Annotated in this window: 21 protein-coding genes, 8 tRNA genes and 1 pseudogene; 25 read left to right on the forward strand and 5 right to left on the reverse strand. The window is 42.9% G+C overall.

Translation table 11 applies throughout. The annotated features are described in order from the left end of the window. The first annotated feature begins 78 nt into the window (after positions 1-78). Together AC04Q4_RS14785 and AC04Q4_RS14790 are read left to right on the forward strand one after the other, a co-directional pair. Positions 79-151 (forward strand) — tRNA-Asn (locus tag AC04Q4_RS14785). A gap of 94 nt (positions 152-245) precedes the next feature. Then, a complete protein-coding gene (locus tag AC04Q4_RS14790) occupies positions 246-1,139 on the forward strand; it encodes a ribokinase (protein WP_173739077.1) in 894 nt (297 codons plus the stop codon). Between the two features lie 117 nt (positions 1,140-1,256). On the opposite strand, the gene AC04Q4_RS14795 is transcribed toward AC04Q4_RS14790, so the two are convergent. Further along, positions 1,257-1,823, reverse strand: coding sequence for a flavodoxin family protein (locus AC04Q4_RS14795; RefSeq protein ID WP_173739078.1), 567 nt, complete (start codon positions 1,821-1,823; stop codon positions 1,257-1,259). Between the two features lie 309 nt (positions 1,824-2,132). Between AC04Q4_RS14795 and AC04Q4_RS14800 the strand changes: the two genes are divergently transcribed. The 11 genes from AC04Q4_RS14800 to AC04Q4_RS14850 all read left to right on the forward strand — a co-directional run bounded on the left by AC04Q4_RS14800 (position 2,133) and on the right by AC04Q4_RS14850 (position 7,172). Then, positions 2,133-2,204: transfer RNA gene (locus tag AC04Q4_RS14800), tRNA-Glu, on the forward strand. Between the two features lie 54 nt (positions 2,205-2,258). Beyond that, positions 2,259-2,331: transfer RNA gene (locus AC04Q4_RS14805), tRNA-Thr, on the forward strand. A gap of 4 nt (positions 2,332-2,335) precedes the next feature. Next, positions 2,336-2,409, forward strand: a tRNA-Ile gene (locus AC04Q4_RS14810). A 23-nt stretch (positions 2,410-2,432) separates the two neighbouring features. Continuing rightward, positions 2,433-2,506: transfer RNA gene (locus AC04Q4_RS14815), tRNA-Asp, on the forward strand. Positions 2,507-2,515: 9 nt separating this feature from the next. Further along, positions 2,516-2,588, forward strand: a tRNA-Val gene (locus tag AC04Q4_RS14820). Between the two features lie 24 nt (positions 2,589-2,612). Beyond that, positions 2,613-2,696 (forward strand) — tRNA-Leu (locus AC04Q4_RS14825). A 177-nt stretch (positions 2,697-2,873) separates the two neighbouring features. Continuing rightward, on the forward strand, positions 2,874-3,626 hold the full coding sequence (locus AC04Q4_RS14830; RefSeq protein ID WP_173739079.1) for a tRNA threonylcarbamoyladenosine dehydratase: 753 nt from the start codon (positions 2,874-2,876) through the stop codon (positions 3,624-3,626). Positions 3,627-3,908: 282 nt separating this feature from the next. Then, positions 3,909-4,949 carry a [FeFe] hydrogenase H-cluster radical SAM maturase HydE gene (gene hydE, locus AC04Q4_RS14835; protein WP_173739080.1) on the forward strand — a complete coding sequence of 347 codons (1,041 nt, stop codon included), beginning with the start codon at positions 3,909-3,911 and terminating at the stop codon, positions 4,947-4,949. A 284-nt stretch (positions 4,950-5,233) separates the two neighbouring features. Beyond that, positions 5,234-5,821: a TetR/AcrR family transcriptional regulator gene (locus tag AC04Q4_RS14840; RefSeq protein ID WP_173739081.1), complete on the forward strand. Its 588-nt coding sequence runs from the start codon at positions 5,234-5,236 to the stop codon at positions 5,819-5,821. Positions 5,822-5,940: 119 nt separating this feature from the next. Next, positions 5,941-6,351 (forward strand): metal-dependent transcriptional regulator, encoded by a 411-nt coding sequence (locus tag AC04Q4_RS14845; protein ID WP_173739082.1) that lies wholly within the window; start codon positions 5,941-5,943, stop codon positions 6,349-6,351. 89 nt (positions 6,352-6,440) lie between these two features. Then, positions 6,441-7,172: a histidine phosphatase family protein gene (locus AC04Q4_RS14850; RefSeq protein ID WP_173739083.1), complete on the forward strand. Its 732-nt coding sequence runs from the start codon at positions 6,441-6,443 to the stop codon at positions 7,170-7,172. A gap of 274 nt (positions 7,173-7,446) precedes the next feature. On the opposite strand, the gene AC04Q4_RS14855 is transcribed toward AC04Q4_RS14850, so the two are convergent. Further along, positions 7,447-9,159, reverse strand: a complete 1,713-nt coding sequence (locus tag AC04Q4_RS14855) for a P-loop domain-containing protein (RefSeq protein ID WP_476389219.1) — start codon at positions 9,157-9,159, stop codon at positions 7,447-7,449. Between the two features lie 200 nt (positions 9,160-9,359). Between AC04Q4_RS14855 and AC04Q4_RS14860 the strand changes: the two genes are divergently transcribed. From AC04Q4_RS14860 to AC04Q4_RS14890, 7 genes are all read left to right on the forward strand, one after another. After that, complete coding sequence (locus AC04Q4_RS14860; RefSeq protein WP_119239194.1) at positions 9,360-10,754, forward strand: aminopeptidase; 1,395 nt, start codon at positions 9,360-9,362, stop codon at positions 10,752-10,754. 253 nt (positions 10,755-11,007) lie between these two features. Next, a complete protein-coding gene (locus tag AC04Q4_RS14865; RefSeq protein ID WP_173739085.1) occupies positions 11,008-11,715 on the forward strand; it encodes an ABC transporter ATP-binding protein in 708 nt (235 codons plus the stop codon). A gap of 6 nt (positions 11,716-11,721) precedes the next feature. Then, positions 11,722-13,542 carry an efflux RND transporter periplasmic adaptor subunit gene (locus tag AC04Q4_RS14870; RefSeq protein WP_476389220.1) on the forward strand — a complete coding sequence of 607 codons (1,821 nt, stop codon included), beginning with the start codon at positions 11,722-11,724 and terminating at the stop codon, positions 13,540-13,542. Continuing rightward, entirely contained in the window at positions 13,535-14,767 is a 1,233-nt protein-coding gene (locus AC04Q4_RS14875; RefSeq protein ID WP_195456057.1) for an ABC transporter permease, read from the forward strand. The genes AC04Q4_RS14870 and AC04Q4_RS14875 overlap by 8 nt, the downstream gene beginning before the upstream one ends. 158 nt (positions 14,768-14,925) lie before the next feature. Further along, positions 14,926-14,999: transfer RNA gene (locus AC04Q4_RS14880), tRNA-Arg, on the forward strand. A 427-nt stretch (positions 15,000-15,426) separates the two neighbouring features. Beyond that, entirely contained in the window at positions 15,427-15,747 is a 321-nt protein-coding gene (locus AC04Q4_RS14885; protein ID WP_476389221.1) for a hypothetical protein, read from the forward strand. Next, complete coding sequence (locus AC04Q4_RS14890) at positions 15,674-16,051, forward strand: leucine-rich repeat protein (RefSeq protein ID WP_173739089.1); 378 nt, start codon at positions 15,674-15,676, stop codon at positions 16,049-16,051. The genes AC04Q4_RS14885 and AC04Q4_RS14890 overlap by 74 nt, the downstream gene beginning before the upstream one ends. A gap of 140 nt (positions 16,052-16,191) precedes the next feature. Here AC04Q4_RS14890 and AC04Q4_RS14895 read toward each other — a convergent pair whose 3' ends face one another. The 3 genes and pseudogenes from AC04Q4_RS14895 to AC04Q4_RS14905 form a co-directional block, all read right to left on the reverse strand. Beyond that, entirely contained in the window at positions 16,192-17,061 is an 870-nt protein-coding gene (locus tag AC04Q4_RS14895; RefSeq protein WP_476389392.1) for a diguanylate cyclase domain-containing protein, read from the reverse strand. Next, the gene (locus AC04Q4_RS14900) at positions 16,955-18,196 is read right to left on the reverse strand and encodes a substrate-binding domain-containing protein (protein WP_476389222.1); all 1,242 of its coding nucleotides are present in this window, start codon (positions 18,194-18,196) and stop codon (positions 16,955-16,957) included. The genes AC04Q4_RS14895 and AC04Q4_RS14900 overlap by 107 nt, the downstream gene beginning before the upstream one ends. 273 nt (positions 18,197-18,469) lie before the next feature. Further along, positions 18,470-18,677 (reverse strand): annotated as a pseudogene (locus AC04Q4_RS14905) (transposase zinc-binding domain-containing protein); the annotation flags it as partial. Between the two features lie 259 nt (positions 18,678-18,936). Between AC04Q4_RS14905 and AC04Q4_RS14910 the strand changes: the two are divergent. The 5 genes from AC04Q4_RS14910 (at position 18,937) to AC04Q4_RS14930 (ending at position 21,635) form a co-directional block, all read left to right on the forward strand. Continuing rightward, positions 18,937-19,524 (forward strand): poly(ADP-ribose) polymerase family protein, encoded by a 588-nt coding sequence (locus tag AC04Q4_RS14910; RefSeq protein ID WP_173739091.1) that lies wholly within the window; start codon positions 18,937-18,939, stop codon positions 19,522-19,524. Next, positions 19,524-19,760, forward strand: a complete 237-nt coding sequence (locus AC04Q4_RS14915) for a hypothetical protein (protein ID WP_173739092.1) — start codon at positions 19,524-19,526, stop codon at positions 19,758-19,760. The genes AC04Q4_RS14910 and AC04Q4_RS14915 overlap by 1 nt, the downstream gene beginning before the upstream one ends. A 10-nt stretch (positions 19,761-19,770) precedes the next feature. After that, complete coding sequence (locus tag AC04Q4_RS14920; RefSeq protein ID WP_015543171.1) at positions 19,771-20,166, forward strand: protein-export chaperone SecB; 396 nt, start codon at positions 19,771-19,773, stop codon at positions 20,164-20,166. 413 nt (positions 20,167-20,579) lie between these two features. Further along, positions 20,580-20,810 (forward strand): purine biosynthesis protein PurH, encoded by a 231-nt coding sequence (locus AC04Q4_RS14925; RefSeq protein ID WP_173739093.1) that lies wholly within the window; start codon positions 20,580-20,582, stop codon positions 20,808-20,810. A 15-nt stretch (positions 20,811-20,825) separates the two neighbouring features. Next, positions 20,826-21,635, forward strand: coding sequence for a Cof-type HAD-IIB family hydrolase (locus AC04Q4_RS14930; RefSeq protein ID WP_476389223.1), 810 nt, complete (start codon positions 20,826-20,828; stop codon positions 21,633-21,635). Positions 21,636-21,793 lie beyond the last annotated feature (158 nt).

Below are 21,793 nucleotides of genomic sequence, written 5' to 3' on the forward strand. Positions count from 1 at the left end.
AGAATTGATTCGAAGAGTTTGATTGACCATCAACAAACATGTATGTAGTTTTTAAGGTACAAGCCTTAAATTAAATATTCCTCCTTAGCTCAGTCGGTAGAGCATGCGGCTGTTAACCGCAGTGTCGTTGGTTCGAGTCCAACAGGGGGAGCTTTTTTTTATTTCCTGTAAACTTTATGTTTGCAGGATTTTTTTGTATATAATAAAATATAGAGTACATAAGACAATACAGATGGAGGGTTTTTATGAAGGTATTGAATTTTGGGTCATTAAATGTGGATTATGTATATCAGGTTAACAGTATTTTAATTCCGGGGGAAACACAGGCATCTACAGACAGGAAGATTTTTTGTGGAGGAAAAGGATTAAATCAGTCCATTGCACTTGCAAAGGCGCGAGTTACGGTTTATCATGCAGGAATGATCGGTGAAGGAGGAGAGATCCTTTTGGAAGCCTGCAGGGAGAATAATGTAAATACAAAATTTATACGTCAAATTTCCGGTCCATGCGGACATACTGTGATTCAGGTAGACAAAAATGGACAGAACTGCATTCTTCTCTATGGCGGAGCTAACAGAAGCATTACAAGAGAATTTGCAGATGAGGTATTAGAATATTTTGAAAAAGGAGATATTTTGCTTCTGCAGAATGAGATCAATGAACTGGATTACATTATTGAGCGAGCCAGTCAGAAAGAGATGAAGATCTTTCTTAATCCATCTCCATATAATGATAATCTGAAAAAATGTGATTTGAATAAAGTTGGTATGTTTCTGGTAAATGAGATCGAAGGTGGACAAATCACAGGAGAGAAGGAACCAGATAAGATCCTGGAGAAATTTAAAGAGATGTATCCGAAAGCATCGGTAGTTCTGACATTAGGAGGAGATGGTTCCATGTATCAGGATGAAACGGGTATCTGCAGACAGAATATTTTCAAGGTTAAAGCAGTGGACACCACAGCTGCAGGAGATACTTTTACCGGATATTTTATTGCATCTATCCTGGATGGAATGAAGCAGGCAGAGGGACTCAGAATGGCCGCAAAAGCCTCTTCCATCGCTGTATCAAGGCCGGGAGCTGCCGCATCGATTCCATTGAGGGATGAGGTTATGAAAGCGTTGGGAGAAGATCTGTAATAAAATTTTATACGTTCGAATAGTGAATACGGTATAAATATAGCCAGCAGAGGAAGCACTTTTCCTTGCTGGCTATATCTTATATATGGAAATAATTTAAAAGAATGTTCGTCTTATTTATCGGATGAAATTAGTCATGATTTTCTTCTCTGTTTCAGGAGCATCGATTCCTGCGTTTTTACCTGCTTCAATACATTTCAGAAGCCATGCCATATTATTTCCAAGTGTGCGCATGATCTGCAGGCCCTCTTCGTCCTTGCGAACATCATCCGGTGTATTGCCATGTACCATGGTCCAGTAGTTACCAGATACAACCGGCATCTGATGGTAGGTGAAGTATTTGATCAGTACGTCAAGGGTGGCAGTTGTACCTGCACGTCTTGCAGAAGCAACAGCAGCGGCTGGTTTATGGATCATATCCTTTCCGGCCATGGAAGCGAATTTATCCATGAACTCGATGATCTGTCCGGATGGGGAAGCCCAGTAAACGGGAGAGCCAACAACAAGAGCATCTGATTCTTTCATAATAGCTGCGGCTGCAGCAATATTTTCCCTGGAAGGATCACCAGCCTGGAAGATCTCAGTTTCCACACCATTCTTCTTTAAGGTTTCTGCAACTTCTGTAAGTGCTGTATAGGTGCAGCCTTCTTTGCGTGGGCTGCCGTTCAGTAATAAAACTTTCATTGTAGTCATCCTTTCATATATTATTATAGCGGCTGTCGGATTTGAATGCTGCTATACTTTCAATTATATACAGGGAAAAAATAATGTCAATGTTCGAAAAAACAGAAAAAAATTTTTTGAAGAATCATTTCTGAGAGAGAAAGGGAGCCCCTGAAAAGCTTATTTTATAAGGAGTTTTGGCATGTTTTGCAGGTTTGTAAAAAAAATTGAAATTTTTCAAAAAAATGCTTGCAATTATAAAAAAGGTATGGTATTATTTAACTCGTCGCTGAGGGAAATACGAAACAGCGAAAAACAAATAAAAAATATGGCTCCATGGTCAAGCGGTTAAGACACCGCCCTTTCACGGCGGTAACAGGGGTTCAAATCCCCTTGGAGTCACTTAAAACTAAACGGGATTTTCATTTGACTCGATTCAACATTGGGTGTTAATACGCCGATGTGGCTCAATTGGCAGAGCAGCTGATTTGTAATCAGCAGGTTATCGGTTCGAGTCCGATCATCGGCTTTTTGGACCTTTAGCTCAGTTGGTTAGAGCAACCGGCTCATAACCGGTCGGTCCTGGGTTCGAGTCCCCGAAGGTCCATTTTATAAGTTTTATATTTGTATGGCCCAGTGGCTCAGTTGGTTAGAGCGCCGCCCTGTCACGGCGGAGGTCGAGAGTTCGAGTCTCTTCTGGGTCGTTCATATTTGGGGTCTTAGCTCAGCTGGGAGAGCATCTGCCTTACAAGCAGAGGGTCATAGGTTCGAGCCCTATAGGCCCCATTTTTGAACAATTTAATTGAATATGCGGGTATGGTGGAATAGGCAGACACAAGAGACTTAAAATCTCTCGGGGGCAACTCCGTGCCGGTTCAAGTCCGGCTACCCGCAGTATAAAAAAGATTCCAAACAGGGAATCTTTTTTTATACTATATATTCCTAGTATATCAGTAGGGATATTGACAAGGACATATATAAATGATAGAATCCTGGCAGTCATAAAAACAGAGCAGAAAACGATATGTAAATATAACAGAACAAGCACAAAATATAAGGAGAAATGCAAAAATGCTGAACCAGTTTTCAAGAACAGAATTATTGATTGGAAAAGAAGGAATGGAGAAACTGAAGAATGCCAGAGTTGCTGTATTTGGAATTGGCGGCGTTGGCGGATATACAGTAGAGGCACTGGTACGAAGCGGTGTTGGAACACTGGATCTGATCGATGACGATAAAGTATGTCTGACAAATATCAATCGTCAGATTTACGCAACCAGAAAAACTGTTGGTAAATATAAGGTAGATGTTGCAAGAGACCGTATCCTTGAGATCAATCCGGATGCAGTAGTAAATATTCATAAGACTTTTTATGTACCGGAAACAGCAGATTCCTTTGATTTTTCACAGTATGATTACGTTGTAGACGCCATTGATACAGTAACAGGCAAGCTGATGCTGGCAGAGCAGGCTAAGGCCAGCGGAACACCGATCATCAGTTCCATGGGAGCCGGAAACAAGATGGATCCTACCGGCTTTATGGTGACAGATATCTATAAGACATCCGTTTGCCCTCTGGCAAAAGTTATGCGCCGTGAGTTGAAGAAACGTGGGATCAGGAAACTGAAAGTCGTTTATTCCCAGGAAAAACCTGTGACACCAATTGATGATATGGCAATTAGCTGCAAATCACATTGTATCTGTCCGCCGGGAACGGAAAGAAAATGTACTCAGCGCCGCCAGGTGCCGGGAAGCAATGCTTTTGTTCCGTCAGTGGTAGGACTGATCATTGCAGGTGAGGTTGTGAAAGATCTGATCAAGTAATCAGGAATTATAGTAATTTATGGGAGTGCGATAGTTATATATTATGATGGAAGCGGATGCTGTGCAGTTATTGTATGGTATCCGTTTTATTATGTCAGAACTGAGTTCGCGAAAGATTCTTTTTTATAGAATAGTCAGATTATTTATGATAAAATATATTCATAGATAGATCTGGTGAGAGAACAGAAGCATAACAGAGGAGAATAGTCAAAACTTGATGCATTGATTTCCGGAAATGCTGTATAAATGCTTTTGTAAATAAAAGAGAAGGGTATGTAAATTATGGGGATTGCAGAGAAATTTATTAAACAGGGACAGCTTGATCAGGAGGAATATCCGGAGCTTCTGAAGCTGTATAAGGATCAGAAGACGATAGATCTTCTTAAACAGGAAGCTGTCCGCATTCAGAAGAAATATTTTGGAAATAAAATATATACAAGAGGGTTGGTGGAATTTACCAATTACTGCAGAAATGACTGCTATTATTGTGGCATCCGCCGTTCCAATACCAATGCGGTACGTTACCGTCTGACAAAAGAGGAGATCCTTCAGTGCTGTGAAAATGGACATGAGCTGGGATTTCGAACGTTTGTACTCCAGGGAGGGGAAGATCCGTGGTTTAATGATGAACGTATGGTTGACATAATCCAAACAATAAAAAAGAATTATCCGGATTGTGCGATTACCCTGTCTATTGGTGAGAAATCGAAAGAGAGCTACCGGAAATTCCGGGAAGCAGGAGCAGACCGTTATCTTCTACGACATGAGACAGCTAATGAAGATCATTACCGTTATCTTCATCCGGAGAATCTAAGTCTTTCCAACCGGAAGCAGTGTCTTTATGATCTGAAAGAGCTGGGCTACCAGATCGGAGCTGGCTTTATGGTGGGCGCACCGGGGCAGACAATGGAAAATCTGGCAGAGGATCTTGTTTTTCTGAAAGAACTAAATCCGCATATGGTAGGGATCGGGCCTTTTATTCCCCATCATGACACAAAATTTGCAGAGGAAGAGGCGGGAAATGTGGAGCTGACGCTTTTACTGTTATCCGTGATCCGGATCATGCTGCCGAAGGTTCTTCTTCCGGCTACAACAGCACTGGGCACTCTTGACCCAAGAGGACGGGAAAAGGGCTTTCAGACAGGAGCCAATGTAGTGATGCCGAACCTTTCCCCTGTAAAAAATCGAAAACAGTATGAACTTTATGATAACAAGATATGCACAGGTGAAGAAGCTGCGGAGTGCAGAGGATGCCTTTCCAGGCGTGCAAGATCCGTAGGATATGAGATCGTCACGGATCGCGGAGATTCTCCCATGATATAGGGCGTGATGACATACCGTGTGGATTTATGCAGTTAGCATAAATTGTATACATCACAAGGAGAGTTGCTGGTCACGAGGCAAGCTGCAAATAAGTGAAGAGAATTTACTCAGCAACTCTTCCATTTTAACAAGATTTATTATAAAATATCCGTATGACCTATTGATATATTAATAACAATCTATTATGACTATAATATAATTTTGAGTGTAGATATAGGTCAGAAATAAGCGGAATTTTCCTGCAGGCGGAGTAAGCAGGAAATAAATAATGGAGTGCGTACAATATGGAAAAAACAGAAAGTGCTGTGCGGAGCAGACTTCTGGAGGCTGGAAAGGAAGAATTCAGGGACAAAGGGTTTCTGAAAGCCTCTCTTCGTGCCATCTGCAAAAAAGCAGATGTGACTACGGGAGCTTTGTATTTCTTTTTTGAAAGCAAAGCAGCTCTTTTTGAGGAGATCGTGGAGGAAACGGTCGGAGAAATGGAGCAGATAGCCGGGAAACTGACAGATTCCCAAAACGAAGAGCAGACGATATCAGAAGAATACGATCAGCTTTTTATGGAATTTGTCTGGGAAAACAGAGACATTGCGAGAATTCTCATGGAAGGTGCAGAAGGAACCAGATACGAAAATTTCTGGGAGGATACCTGCACAAAAATGGAACAGCTTCTTCAGGAGAATTTCCGGAAAAAATGCGGAAAAGAAGCAGATAATGATCTGGTACATATCCTGACCGGAATGAAGATGCAGGGCTACAGAGAACTGCTTAAGGGAAATTATTCCAGGGAAAAACTTCTGGAGCTTTCCAGAATGTTAAAGCGCTGCTCAGATCAGAGTATTCAGATTGTGGCAGAAGAAATCAGCAAAAAATGATAAAGACCTGGCAGTAAAAGCTGTCAGGCTTTTTTTCTCGGAAAACCATTGCCCAATCAATGAAAGTATGCTATGATTAACTTGGTTAGTTTAAACAAACCGATGGAGGTGTAAATAGCATGAGATCAAATGAATCATCAGAAGATTATCTGGAAACCATATTGATTTTGGGAAACAGGAGCTCGCTTGTGAGAGCGGTGGATATAGCGGCTGAGATGGGTTTTAAGAAGCCGAGCGTCAGTGTTGCCATGAAAAATCTGCGTCAGAAGAATCTGATCACAGTTGCAGATAACGGAGATATCCGTCTGACGGAGGAAGGTCATAAGATCGCAGACAAGGTATACGAACGTCATCAGCTGATCTCTTCCTGGCTGATCATGTTGGGAGTCCAGGAAAAAACAGCTCTTCACGATGCCTGCCGGATCGAGCATATCATCAGTGAAGAGAGCTTTGAGGCGCTGAAAAAGGCGGTTCACGAGCTGAGAGAGCAGGAGAATGCAGCGAAGAAAAAAGCTGTGAGTGAAGCCTGAACAGCTGAAAAAAAGACAACAGGAATTGACAACAGAAAAAATAAGAATATAATGGAAATCCAGGTTATAAAATGGAGGACACAAAAAAGATGAAATTACTTTTTATACGACATGGAGACCCGGATTATACAATAGATTCCCTGACAGAAAAGGGCTGGAAAGAAGCGGAATTTCTCTCCGAGAAGATCGCTGCACTTGATGTCAGGGATTTTTATGTCTCACCGCTTGGAAGAGCGAAGGATACTGCTTCCTGCACATTGAAAAAAACAGGCAGATCAGCGACAGAGTGTAAGTGGCTGAGAGAGTTTGATGTTCAGATCAGAAGACCGGACAGAAACGGTGAGAAGATCATTCCCTGGGACTGGCTTCCGCAGGATTGGACGAAAGTGGAGAATTTCTACAGTTTTGACCGCTGGTGGGATAATGATATTTTGCAGGAAGGTCATATGAAGGAAGAATATGACTGGGTAACACAGAGTTTTGATAAAGTGCTGGCCGAGCATGGATATGTCCGTGAAGGACATTATTACAGAGCAGAGAAAGCCAACGAAGATACGCTGGTTTTCTTCTGCCATTTTGGAGTAAGCTGTGTGCTGATCAGCTATCTTCTCAGTATTTCACCATTGGTGATGCTGCAGAATTTCTGCGCTGCACCGTCATCTGTGAGCACATTGGCAACGGAGGAACGCCGTAAAGGCATTGCATCCTTCCGTATGAGTTCTTTCGGAGATATCTCACATCTCTATGCACACCAGGAGCCCCCGGCTTTTGCCGCCAGATTCTGTGAGACATACGATAATCAGGAGCAGAGACACGACTGATTTTTGTGAAAAACAGTCCGAAGTACCGGATGAAAGGATTATTTTGGGAAATGATTACAGTTCGTTAATAAATTTTATAAATTTATTAGAAATTGTACAAATTTCTCTCACATTTATCCTGTATGATATAAACATCTTAAGAGAACAGAAGCTCTTAAGAAAAACTCTTTCCTTTCCCTAAAATATGTATGAAGATAAACCACCGTTCAGTTAGCAAGACAGAGCCGACAGAACGGTGGTTTTGAGTTACGGATAAAAGTGAGTAATTATTGGATCAAGGGCGTCTGTAGCGGTTAAAGCAGGAATAGATTTCCTGAATACGTGGCATGGCATAACCGCAGGGAATATAATTTCCTTCGGAGAAGAACGCCAGGCCTTGTTTATGGAGCTGTGTATCCAGATAAGCAACGATCTCCGGCAAAGTATGTTTTCCGTCAATGAGGTGCTCAATGGCATATTTCAGAAGCAGTGCCAGGGAAGCGGTCTGCTCGGAGTCTGTGAGCTGCTCGATATAGCGGAGGTCAACTTCTGTTTTTCCAAGAGAGAAGCTGTCTTTTCCATGAACTTTTGTTTTCAGGCGTTCCGGCTGGCCGGGGCGGCCGTGACGGGACGGTGCGGCTTTGGCTTTTGTCATGATACGATGGCTGTCAGGCATATGGAACGATGGGGGCTCGGCAGCAGAAAGCGGATATTCGCTGCAAAGCTTATGTGTGGCAGTAGTGATGTCAACAGGGCGGTAGTTATCCATCTGGATCACAGTATCTGCAATGTGGAAAAAGGCTCCGGAGCTTCCGGCAACCAGAACTGTGGAGATCCCAGCCTTTTCATACAGATCCCGGGCACATTCCAGGAATGGCGTGATGGGCTCTTTTTCCCGGCAGATCACCCGCTGCATGAAAGAATCCCGCACCATAAAATTTGTAGCAGAAGTATCTTCATCAAGAAGAAAAACTTTGCTTCCAGCTTCCATTCCTTCAATAATACCGGCAGCCTGAGAGGTGCTGCCGCTGGCATCCTCTGTGGAAAAACAGCGTGTGTCTTTTTTATTTGGAAGATCGTTGATAAAAAGTGAGATATCCACGTCTTTAATAAAACGTCCATCCTCTGAGCGCAGCTTCAGGGCAGAATCGTCCGTGATCACATATTCCCGTCCATCTCCGGAAATATGGTTGTAAACACCAAGCTCCAGAGCATTGAGAAGGGTGGATTTGCCGTGGTATCCGCCGCCTACGATCAATGTAATGCCGCATGGAATCCCCATGCCTGTGATGGTTCCTTTATGGGGCAGATCAAGAGAAATACGTAAGTGCTCCGGGGAAACAAAAGGAACGGAATCTTTCATCGGACGGGAGGAAATACCGCTCTCTCGGGGAAGTATTGCACCGTCATTTATGAAGGCTGCCAGGGAACGTCTGTGCAGTTCCTTGCGGATATATTCCTGGTCTTCAGCAAGTTCGATAGCCTGTTTCAGTCGGCCGGCATCCAGATTCCGGTAAAAAAATGCTTTGTGGATACATACCGGGAGAAAATCAAAGAAGATTTTTTCAAGCTCGGGAGAGTTGATGGTGCGGCCATTAGCCGGGAATCCGATGAAGAAACGGGCTGTGATGCCTTTTTCGGTCACTTCACAGGCTGTGCGTGCGAGGACTTCCTGACCACAGTGACTGACAGAAATCAGACCGCTTTTTCCGGAGCCTTTTGCCCGGAAGGTGTAGCGGCTGATCTGCTGCTCAAACTGGCGGTTAAGAAAATCGCCAAGTGTGATGCGGGTAAGGGTACCTTTGTAATACTCCGCAGGAAATCCGGTATCCCGGTGAGTAAGTTTCACACTGATATGAGAAGGAGAAGCAAAGGGATCTCCCTGCACATGGTCAATGGACAAAATATATCTGTCAAACTGGTAAGCACCACGAAGAGATTTGTATGCCGGATAGCTTTTTCGGTTAACAGAATGAAGCAGCGTCTGAAGCTGATCGGATGATTGCATGTTTTTTTCCTCCTGAATTTCTTAAGAATTACTATAGCGAATCATAAAGATTTTGTAAAGAATGGGAATTGCGGTGGAAATTTAAAATTGTTTGACCTATAATAGTAGACAGATTGCAGATAATATGATGAGAAACGGAAACTGTCAGATTTTTTTGCAGGCAGGATCCGCAATCTTATAGAAGAAAGGTGGACCATCAGATGGAAAGAAGAAACGCATGGCTTTCCTATAAGGAAGCAGATGAAAATGAGATGGAGAAGCTTAACAGGGCTTACAGAGAGTTTCTCAATAAAGGTAAAACAGAGCGCGAGTGCGTTACAGAGATCGTGAAGCAGGCAGAGGCAGCAGGCTACGAGGCACTTGAGGCGAAGATCTCCAGAGGAGACAAGATCCAGGCTGGCGATAAGGTTTATGCAGTTGGCATGAAGAAGATCGTAGCTTTGTTTCATGTGGGAACAGAGGAGCTTTCCAAAGGCATGAGCATTCTTTGCGCACATATTGACTCCCCGCGTCTTGATATTAAGCAGAATCCGCTTTATGAGGACACAGATCTGGCTTATCTGGATACCCATTACTATGGCGGTGTGAAGAAATACCAGTGGGTAACATTGCCGCTGGCTATGCATGGCGTTGTTGTAAAGAAAGACGGAAGTGTAGTTGACATAAGTATTGGCGAGGATGAGGACGATCCGGTTCTTTATATCACAGATCTTCTGATCCACCTTGCAGGTAAGCAGCTTCAGAAGAAGGCTGCAGAGGTGATCGAGGGTGAGAGCCTCGATATTCTCATTGGCAGCAGACCGCTTGCTGATCTTCCGGATGACAAGAAGAAAGAAGCTGTGAAACAGAATGTTCTGAAGATCTTAAATGAGAAATATGGTATTGAGGAGGAAGATTTCCTTTCAGCAGAGCTTGAGATCGTTCCGGCCGGCAAGGCGAGAGAATGCGGACTTGACAGAAGCATGATCGCAGCTTACGGACAGGATGACCGGGTTTGTGCTTACACCTCCCTTGCAGCAATGCTTGAGATGAATGAGACACCGAAGCGTACAGGATGCTGCCTGCTGGTAGATAAAGAAGAGATCGGAAGCGTTGGTGCAACCGGTATGCAGTCCAGATTTTTTGAGAACAGTGTGGCAGAGCTTCTGGATGGAATGGGCTGCTATTCTGAGCTGGCAGTGAGACGAGCACTTCGCAATTCCAGCATGCTTTCTTCGGACGTAAGTGCAGGCTATGATCCGGCGTACAGTGAGGCCTTTGAGAAAAAGAATGCAGCGTATCTTGGAAGAGGTATCGTTCTCAATAAGTTCACCGGAGCAAGAGGTAAATCCGGTTCCAACGATGCCAACGCAGAGTATGTTGCAAGAGTACGCAAGATCTTTGATGATCACGATGTTGCTTTCCAGACAGCAGAGCTTGGAAAAGTTGATTTTGGCGGTGGCGGAACCATTGCTTACATTGCCGCACTTTATGGAATGGAAGTTATTGACAGCGGTGTGGCTGTGCTGAGCATGCATTCTCCGTGGGAAGTTACAAGCAAGGCAGATGTATACGAGGCATATAAAGCGTACAAGGCATTTCTTCTTGAAGCATAAAAAATTTCTGTTCAGGATCTGAATCCATTCAGATATGTTTTTCGTTATGAATAAATGAGAGGGATTTTTCCCCGGTAATAAAACAGAGCAGCCTGTTCCCCTGCAGATACTGCTCTGTATTTTTAATCAAATAAACTGCGAAGCGGTTATTCGGTGAGAGCTACGTGACGAATGCGGATTGCGGATATCCGTTTGATATGTAAACAGCGAAAGCGGATGGCAGATATCCGCTTTACAGCTAAGAGGAGGAGACATGGAAGAAACATTGGTACGGGTGGTGGATCTGTGCAAGATCTATAATCCCGGAGAAAACGAGGTACGTGCACTGGATCATGTGAACCTTGAGATACGAAAAGGCGAGTTTGTGGCGATCATCGGACAGTCTGGTTCTGGAAAATCCACCTTTATGAACATGCTGGGATGTTTGGATGTGCCCACTTCCGGGAAATATTATCTGAATGGAACAGATGTATCTACGATGAAGGATAATGATCTTTCTGTAGTCAGGAATAAAGAAATTGGTTTTATTTTTCAGGGTTTTAACCTGATCGCGAATCTTACAGCTATTGAGAATGTAGAGCTTCCGCTGATCTACCGCGGGATCGACCGGAAAACAAGAAGGAAGCTTGCGGTGGAATCCCTGAAAAAGGTAGGACTTGAGAAACGTATGGACCATAAGCCGAGTGAAATGTCCGGAGGACAGCAGCAGAGAGTTGCTATCGCAAGGGCCATTGCTGCGAAACCTCCGGTGATCCTGGCAGATGAGCCGACTGGAAATCTGGATTCTGCCTCAAGTAGGGAGATCATGGAGATCCTTAAAGGTATGCACAGATTAGGAGAGACACTGATCCTGATCACTCATGACAATGGAATTGCAGCCCAGGCTAAAAGGGTAGTACGTATCATGGATGGAAAGATTGAGTCAGATATGCTTAATGAAGAATTTGTCGAGGAGGCATAAAGAAAGATGAAAAAGGGTAAAAAGGGTAAAAAGATCGCGATCGGTATTGTTGCAGCAGCTGTAGTGGCAGGCGGTGTTTATTTAGTGACAGGCGGCACAGGAGGAGAAGCACAGCTTCCCCAGGTTTCTGTCACAAAAGCTGAGACAGGAGATGTGGAGGAAATCGTAGATGCCACAGGTACTGTAGTCAGTGATGAGCAGAAGACTTTTTATTCACCGGTAAATGCACAGGTGAAAAAGGTGTCTTTTGCAGACGGAGATTCTGTTTCCAAAGGAACGAAGCTTGTGGAGTTTGAACTGAAGGATCTGGAGCGGGATAATCAGAAGGCAGAGCTGAATGTAAAGTCCGGCGAATATGATTATAAGAATTCCATTAATAAATCGAATCAGGCAGACCAGAAGCAGAAAGATGCGAAATCCAAGGTTGCTACTCTGGAACAGCAGGTAAAAGACAAGCAGAATTATCTTGCATCACTGAAATCACAGTTATCAGCTGTTCAGTCTCAGGCAGCGGCCGACGCACAGGCAGCAGCTCAGGCTCAGGCTGCACAGGCTGCCGCTGAGGCACAGGCGAAAGCAGACGCACAGGCTCAGGCTGAGGCGGAAAGTCAGAGAGCTTATGCAGATGCACTGAATACATATCAGACCAAGACACTTCCTGCGTACCAGAAAGAGCTTGGAGAGCTGAATACTGCTTATATCAAGGCACAGGGCGTATATAATCAGACAGATACTGCTTATCAGATGGCTTTTGCACAGTGGCAGGCAGATCCTTCTGATGAGAATGCACAGGCTCTGGATGATGCTGAGGCAGCAAGAAGCCAGGCTGAGATCAACAGCCAGCAGGCAAAAGAAGCGTATGAGGACAAAAAGGCGAACCAGCCCCAAATGCCGGAGTATGCGGATTTTGCCAGCACCGGACAGGAGGATTTTGTGACAGACGGAACAGAAGGTTCCGGACAGGATCTTACAGATCAGGCAGGCGATACTTCAGCAGCAGTAAACAGTTCCGTTGATACGTCAGGGATCGAGAATGCCATTGAACAGGCAAGCTCCGATCTTGCTGACCTCCAGTCCGATCTTGCATCTCAGAAATCCATTGCAGAGGCAGATTCTACAAGCCTTACCAAGGAAGAGAAAGAGAAGCTGCGTCTTACCAACAACCTGACCGAGCTGGATGCGAAGTCAGCCAAGGAGCTTGTTGCAGAGGGTAAAAAAGGAATCAAGGCCGATTTCAATGGTGTTATTTCCAAGACAGCTGTACAGCAGGGTGCGACTGTGACACAGGGAATGGAGCTTTTTACCCTGCAGAGCACAGATAAGGTCAGCGTTGATATTAATGTATCCAAATATGATTATGCAAAAGTAAAAGAAGGCCAGACTGCAGACATTACCATTGGTGATAAGAAATACACTGGAAAAGTAACCAAGATCAGTCATCTTGCAACAACAAATGAGAAAGGATCCACACTGATCTCAGCAACTGTCAGCATTGATAAACCGGATGAGGATATTTTCCTGGGTGTTGATGCCAAGGTAAAGATCTATGCGGAGAAGGCAGAAAATGTGGTAACACTTCCGGCTGGCGTTGTAAATATCGGCAAAGATGGATCTTTCTGCTATGTTTTGAAGGATGGTGTGATCACAAGACAGGATATCACAACAGGAATCAGTTCTGAGGATGCTGTTGAGGTTACAGACGGAATCAAAGCCGGTGACGAGGTGATCGAGGATCTTGGTTCTCTGGAAGAGGGAATGACTGCCCAGGCTGCACTGGCAGACAGCAGTGATGGAACAGCAGATGCTGAGGAGACTGCCAATGAGTAATATTTATGAATATATCAAAATGGCAATCCACAATATCATGGCCAATAAGGGAAGATCTTTTCTTACCATGCTGGGTATCATTATCGGTATCGCATCGGTGATTGCCATTGTGTCTATCGGTGAAGGTACGAAGAATCAGATGAACAGTGAGATCAATGATATCGGCGGCGGACAGATCGCTGTTTACTGCAGTGACGAGGCCACTACAGCCGGAGTGTGGATAGAGCCGGAGGACATTGATGCTGTCCGGGAGCTGGAGGAAGTAGAGGGCGTTAATGTGTCTGATTCCTATTCCGGAGAAACTGTGACTGGCAAAGGAAATTTTTCCCTGTCTGTAACTGGAGAGGCCCAGGATGCCAAGCTTGTGGATAATGCAACAATGAAATACGGAAGCTATTTCGGAGCAAAAGAGGTTGAGGAAGGCAAGAATGTCTGCGTGATCTCCGATGCAGATGCGAAACGTCTTTTCGGAACGGATGATGTAGTGGGAATGACGCTGGATGTCACCTGCTATGATCTGACCAAAACTTTCCGCATCTGCGGTGTTACCACCCAGAAGGAGAACGGAACATTTGTAAGCTACAGCTATGAGGGAATGCCTGTGACTATCTATGTGCCGTATACAGCAATGGATGATTTCACAGGAAGCAGCGGAGAATTTTATCAGATCATAGTGCAGGCAGATAAGACGCTGGATTCTCAGTTGGTTGCGGATAAGATCGTGAATCTTCTTGAGCGCCGTCATCAGAGCGCAGGAGACGATTATTTCCAGGTGCAGAGCTTTCAGGATATCATGAAATCCATGAATCAGATGCTTGGCATGGTGACTGCGTTTATCTCTTTTGTTGCGGGAATTTCACTTCTGGTCGGCGGTATTGGTGTTATGAATATTATGCTGGTTTCCGTGACAGAGCGTACCAGGGAGATCGGTATCCGTAAATCTCTTGGTGCAAAAACTTCTTCAATCATGCTGCAGTTCCTGGCAGAGGCAGCGATTCTGACCATTATGGGTGGCCTGATCGGCATTGTCCTTGGTATTGCAGGTGGTTATGCGATCTGCGCGGTGATCAGCGGCAGTATGGGAATGACGATCACACCAGGAATCAGTGTGGGAACTGTTCTGGCAGCAACGTTATTCTCCTGCGCAGTGGGAGTGTTCTTTGGAATCTATCCTGCGAGAAAGGCCGCTAAATTAAGCCCGATCGAGGCACTGCGGAGAAACTAAAGAACTGTTGCTTTTGCATCAAAAATAGCAATAAAAAATATTTTTGAAAAAAAATAAAAAAACTTTCAAAAAACCCTTGACATTTTATAGGTCTTAGAGTATCATACATATTGTTGCAGCGGTGATACGAAATATCACAAAGGAAAAGCAACAAAGATGTGCGTTTAGCTCAGCTGGATAGAGCGTTTGGCTACGGACCAAAAGGTCGGGGGTTCGAATCCTCTAACGCACGTTAATAAAAAATAAGACACAGCGTTAAGCTGTGTCTTATTTTTTTTCGAGTCCGGGTCGGACTCGAACGGGTTCGATCTCCGCTCCGCTACGGTCGTTGCTAAACGCGTGCCACTGGCACGCAGCAACCTCTAACGCACGCTAATTTAAGAAGCTGGAAACCTTGAAAAATCAATGGTTTCCGGCTTTTTTTCGTTTTCAGGTTTGTGTAAAAACCTGTGACTTATCTATTTCGAGGATGTTTAATCATCAAATGCTTTTTCCATAAGCTTCAGGCTTTCTTCTGGTGTAAGTGGATTATATATGTATCTCAACGTGGTCGTAAGGCTTGCATGTCCTAAGTTTGCACGAATCTGATCGAGTGGAAGACCAGCTGCATTAAGACGGCTTATATTGTAGAAGGCCAGTTTAAAATAACGATCAATTCCGTGGAAGAAACAAAAGACCGCAATGAATACAGTGATAAAAATTCGGCAGCAGTATATGTTGTGACATATACCTATGAAAATATCGGATATGTAGATGAAGATGGCATTATGGACGGCCTGTATGTAAGTCTTGAAGATGGAATTGTGGACAGCACAGGCAAGATGGGATATTCCTATCCGGGAGATGTTACAAAGTATGCACAATCCGTACCGGTAGGTGCTTTCTGTGAAGCGCAGGCATGTATAGGTGTGGACAATCCTGGAAGCTTCAAGATTACAGAGAGTATTTCTTCCGACAAGTTTGGAAAAGATAGGGGATAATTGCTTTAACAATTCTCCTATTACCTACGTTTATATGGATGGGTTGGAGCTGCCGGAAATTTCGGATAACGCCTTTGATAGATGTGAATACCTGAGAGACATAGATCTGAACGAAAAGTGTAGCAAGCAGCAGATGCTGGACGTTCAGGCACTCGTTGATACACTGGGACTGGAGTGCCGGGTATGGCGAAACCAGAATACAGAGGTTAAACATGCATACTTTTCTGTTGAAGAGCTTCCGGATGACCCGAGTAAGTTATACCTTACCGGTTACGAAGAAGAAGCCGCGAAGGTGCGCAGGTGAAGAGAGGTACCTGTTCCATGCCGGAGGATCCGATGCCGGATATTGCTGAGATACTTAGTGCATATGGAATCTGATTTAAAGCTTAAATACAGAAATGGTCGCCAGATTGGCGACCATTTTAAAATATACTGCATCCCGTTTTACGGTCGACGAACGGAGTTTTTGCGGAGCTTTTTGGCTTCATAAAGGTCTTTGTCAGCGTGTTCGATGATCGCAGGAATATCTGTTTCCGGGCTTGGCTTGAATTCGGTGATTCCAAGAGAAACCTCCACGAGAAATGGTTTGCCGGATTCTGCATTAAAAGCAGCACATGCATCCCGGACTCGTTTGCGGAAAATATCCTGGAAGTTTTTTTCCTGACAGTTAAGGAGGATCAGGAATTCATCACCGCCAGTGCGGGCAACGATGTCCTGGCTGCGGAGACAGCCGTTAAAAATATTAGCGACACTTCGCAGGGCAAAATTGCCTGCTGGATGTCCCCACGTATCATTGATTTCTTTAAGGTGATCCAGATCAGCGCAGATAATATAGGCGCGCTGATGTTCGCTTTTGCTGCAAAAATTCTTGATCTGTTCAGTGAAACCTCTTAAGTTAAGAAGTCCTGTCAGTTCATCATATTTGGAGATTAATCCAAGTTCCCGGTTACGTTCACGGACAAGCTCAAGATCCCTGGACATTTCCTGACGACGGAGAACTTCTACTTTACTGATTTCAAGATAATGAAGAGAAAGGCCAATCTGCAGGCTTATCACATAGAAGAACGGAAATTCTTCCGGTTGGATATCGCATGCAAGAAGACCATACTGTTTTTCTCCGGAGAAGAGCAGAAATACCATAAACTGGTGACGGTCGTTATCTGCCATTAACTGACAGATGCCATTTTCAGCGTTTACAGGCTGGCGGTCATAAAGATGAAAAGCAGCTGTTTCTTCGTCTCGATAATAGGCAGGCAAGCCGAAGATTTTGTGGAGATATCCATTCATCATTCTGATGATAGATGACTGGTTCATCCAGAAGAAAGAGGTAAGTACATTTGGTTCGAAGCTCACGCATGTTTTCCATTGCTGACAGAAGAAAAGCATATTCATCATCCATACAGTCATTCAGATTTCTGGCTAAGTAAGGAATAAACCAGGACTTTCTCTGAAAGTTGATCAGTTCAAGTTTCATATTTGTGATTGTGCGATTTAACTTATGAATCTGTTCAGTAAGGTTTACAGGAGTACTGCGGATTTCCGGAATTTTTTCCTGACATCCACAGGATTCTCTGACACATAGAGAAACAGGAACTCTTCGGGACAAAACTTCCCTGCCCTCCAGTTTGGCTATCAGATCATAGACAGCCATTTTTCCCATCAGGACGCCATCCTGCTGAACGGTTGTAAGAGGAGGCTCCATACCGGAAGCACGCTCGCAGTCATCAAAACCAGTAATGAGGATATCCTTGCCAACTTTAAGACCACGCTGTTCACACACGCGGTATCCGGAAAATGCCATTTCATCATTTGCAAATACGAGGGCCTGTGCATCCGGATTATCATGCAGAAGGTGCTGAACCTGGCGGTCAACAAATTCAGAGTAGTCACCCTGTGCGATCATCTGTGGAGTGACCGGCAGATTGTGTGCAGCCATTCTTTCAAGATATGTGTTTTTGCGTTCATTTGCATCAGTATTCTGAGAAGGACCCGCTACAAAAAGAATTTTTCGACAATGATGCTCATTGATCAGATGCTCCATGACCATGTGGATTCCGTTTTTGTTGTCACAGATCAGGGAATGACAGTTTGGAGAATGAACAATCTCTGTAAGAAATACTGTAGGAATCGAATTAAATTTCAATGCAAATCTTTCTGCAGTTTCATTCTTTAATTGAAGCCCAAGAGTTCCGTAGTTGATGATCAATCCGTCAAGACCACCGATAAGACTGTAATCGTGGATAGTTTTGAATTGATAATCAAAAGAATCTTTGTGAGTTCCACCTAGCAGATCTTCAAAGAAATCTTTGGTCTGTGTTCCGAGAAAGAAACACACATTAACATTTAATTCTCTGGCAGCTTCGGTAATGCCGCGGATATGTTCTTTGGGAAAATAAGTATGCACGCCACCAATAAGAATGCCGATATTGTAGCGATCAGATTTTTTCATTTTTTTTTTAGACCTCCATATGCAAGTGAACAAGTTATTTTTTGTATATTATACCAATAATATATCATTAATACAAAAAAATACATATGAAAAATCCACAAAATAAAGCACAAAAAAAGGAAGAACAGCGTTGAGTTCTTCCTTTTTCGAAACATACCTGATTCTATTAAATTGCGTCCAGTGCCTGAGCGATATCTGCGTCGTGCGCCTGGCGGCGCACGTTTCTTTTATAGGAAATACCGCCTGAGGCGTTCTCCTTCGTCATCATTTAAACTTATTCATTTTGAAGAACATACGTGAGACGACACTGGTAACAGTGAAAGAGGCAGTCGAGCAGAGTACGGTCTTCAAGAAAAAAGTCACGAAGGTTTTTATCAATAGTAAAAACACAATGGCGGTGCTAGACATTAACAAGTTTAAAAGACATGGAAGTAGTGCGTTCCATGGAATACTTGTTTCCGCAGGTAGGGCAGAAACAGCTTCCCACAACTGGTTGATGTAGATAACCTGCAGGCGGTACATTTTGGGAACATTGACCAGTGGCTTGAAGTGAGATAAAAGGAAAGTGATCTTGAAAAAGTAAAAGTGATAAAAAAATTCTTCTATTGTTATTGTATGGAAATGAGATTGCAGAGCTTGCTTGAGCGTGGTAAAATATATAATCATATCTGTATTGAATAAAATCTGAAATTGAGTTATTTAAAAAGTGACGTTGATAAAAATCCAAAAGAGAGTAAAGAATGAATGAAATAGGATATCATGGAACCTGTTCAAAACACAAAGACAGTATAGAAAGCAATGGATTTGATCCTGCGAAATGTAACTATCGTGCTGATCATTGGTTGGGACAGGGAGTATATTTTTTTGATGATTATGAGAAAGCATTATGGTGGTCTGCAACAGCTGTTTTACATAATAACGATTTTGGAAGAGTGATTTTTAGGGCGACTATAGAAGCACCGGATGAAGAAGTATTGGATTTGGATGATAATAAACAACTGGATGCATTTTTCGCTGAGATTATCCAATGCATAGATGAAATTAAAAAAAATTGTTCTGGAAATATGCCTGTATTTGATGATAAAAATTTTCGTGCTTTTTTCTTTGATTATTATAAGCAAAAAAAGAATATCGCTGTTATTACCAGAACATTTCAGAAAGATTATGCAGGTTATACAATGCGAAGAAACAAGAAGGATAAAGAATTACAGAAGAAAATAATGAATATTACAGGCCTTGGATTTAATGAACGTCAAATTTGTGTTTCAAAAAAAGAATGTATTAAATCAACAAAACTAATATATAATGAAGAAGAAGAGGTGATTTAATGTTAGATAAAGAATTGTTCTTTTCATTGTGCGAGAAGTATAATGTTGAATTGAGTAAAACTGCTAAAACTCCTATGATAAGAGATGCAGAGGGAGTGCATGCAATTACAGAGGAAGATGTAAAACAGATTTTGACGCCGCCTCAGAAGTATTTTGATTATTCGAATAACAACATTAATACAAGTAATGTAAAGCCAGAGTTTGATTTTATGGATGATTACGCAATTGCATGCTAGGAGAAAAAATATGGAAGTCAGATCTAAATATGAAAGTGCTCTTATTTTAGACAAAATTGAAATTATAGAAAGTAGCTTTAGAAAAAAAGATGGATCGTTAGATGATCTGGAGTTAGGAGTTCAGGTTGATCATAGTCTGAATAAAATCGGTGATGATAAGTTTGAACTTATTCTTACAACTAAAGTTGCAGATCAAGATGAAAAAGTATGTGTTTGGGTAAAAGGAAGAGCAATATTCAATACTCAGCAGGAAAACATGAGTATTCTTGAAAGAAATGCTATTGCTATTCTGTTCCCATATATTAGAAGCTATATTTCTACCATAACAACTCAGCCGGGAATGGCACCTATTTTATTACCGGCAATGAATATTGTTGCGATGCTGAATGATCAAAAGAAAAATTAACATAAATGCTGTTGACATCAGTATATGGATTATAGTACTCTTAAAAAAGAAAGAAACGGGTTTGTTACCGTACGGCTATTGCCTGGGTGGGGTGCTCGTTTCTTTTTTTATAAAAAATATAGTTGTTGACCTAAAAACTGCATGCTACATAAATTTATAGATATTTATAATCAGAAATGAAGAACTTGTGCATGTGTTATTTATTACTGTTAATCTTACGGAGTGATATCAGGTGAAAGTAAGTAAATTGTGTTGACACTGACATTAGGTCAGAGTAGAATAAAAAAACAGAAAAGGAAAATTTTTGTAAAGCTGTTTGTTTGATACAAACAGCTTTTTTCACAGAAAAAGTGAACAATAATGAAAGTACAAAACACCTGAAATACAGGTGAATCTATCAGGAGGAAAAAACAATGCCAGGATATCTGATCAAAGATACAACAAAAGAAGAACGTAAACAGATCGTAGAGGAATCTCTTGGAAATATTTCCGCAAACTGTGATGGCTGTATGGCGAGACTTGTGGATATGTATCAGGATTATATTGATGGAAAGAAAGAGATACGTGAGATCAATATGGAATTTAATGCCAGGTATGTCCGTGGAGATATGGATAAAGAGGAAAAAAGAAGCTGTCCGATGTAGAGGAGTAAAAACAACATGATAAGACTGATCGCAACAGACGTAGATGGAACTCTGGTAAAAGACGGGACAATGACCATCAATCCGGAATATATGACAGTGATCCGGAAACTGACCGAGCTGGGGATCACCTTTGTGGTGTGTTCGGGGCGGCAGTATGACAGTGAGAGAAAGCTGTTTGAGCCGGTGCAGGATCTGGTGTATTTTGTGTCGGATGGCGGTACAGTGATCCGGAAGAATGACAAGATCCTGAAGGTACATACACTTCCGGATGAGACCTGGAAACGCATGCACCGTATGGTAAAAGAAAAAATGCCGGAATGTGATTGCTTTATTGCCACACCGGAGTGCTGCTATGCGGAGAATGAAAATGGGAGGATGTTCCGGTGGCTGCGGGATTCCTATGGCTATGATATGAGAAAAGTGGACGATCTTTCTTCTCTTCAGGGAAAACAGGTTCTGAAATTTTCTGTTTATCATCAGGAACGGTGCGAGGAGCTTTGTGCACCGTATTTTACACCGGCATGGAGGGATAAAGTAACACTGGCTGCGGCCGGAAAAGAATGGATGGACAGTACCCCGCCGGAAGGCGAAAAAAGTACAGCTGTAGAGTTTATCCAGCAGTGCCAGGGGATTTCTCCGGAGGAAACCTGTACATTTGGAGATAACCTCAATGATATCGCAATGCTCCGGAAAGCAGGAATGAGCTATGCGGTAGCCAATGCCAGAGAGGAAGTGCAGGCAGCAGCCAAGAATGTATGCCCGTCGTACAGTGAAGATGGGGTTTTACAGATTCTGAAAGGGATTGTTTCTGAAAGCGGAAAATGATAAAGATATATATAATATGTAGCTTCAGTAAATAAAAGAGTAAATAAAAGTCACCGGCCAGGGGTTGACTTTTGAAAACAATTCTGTTAAATTGAAAAAATGAAAATTTTAATTCCATGAGGGAGTAGTTCGCACGTAAGTGTGATTTGTCAACAGAC

The sequence above is a fragment of the Blautia sp. HA8986 genome, assembly GCF_056504635.1.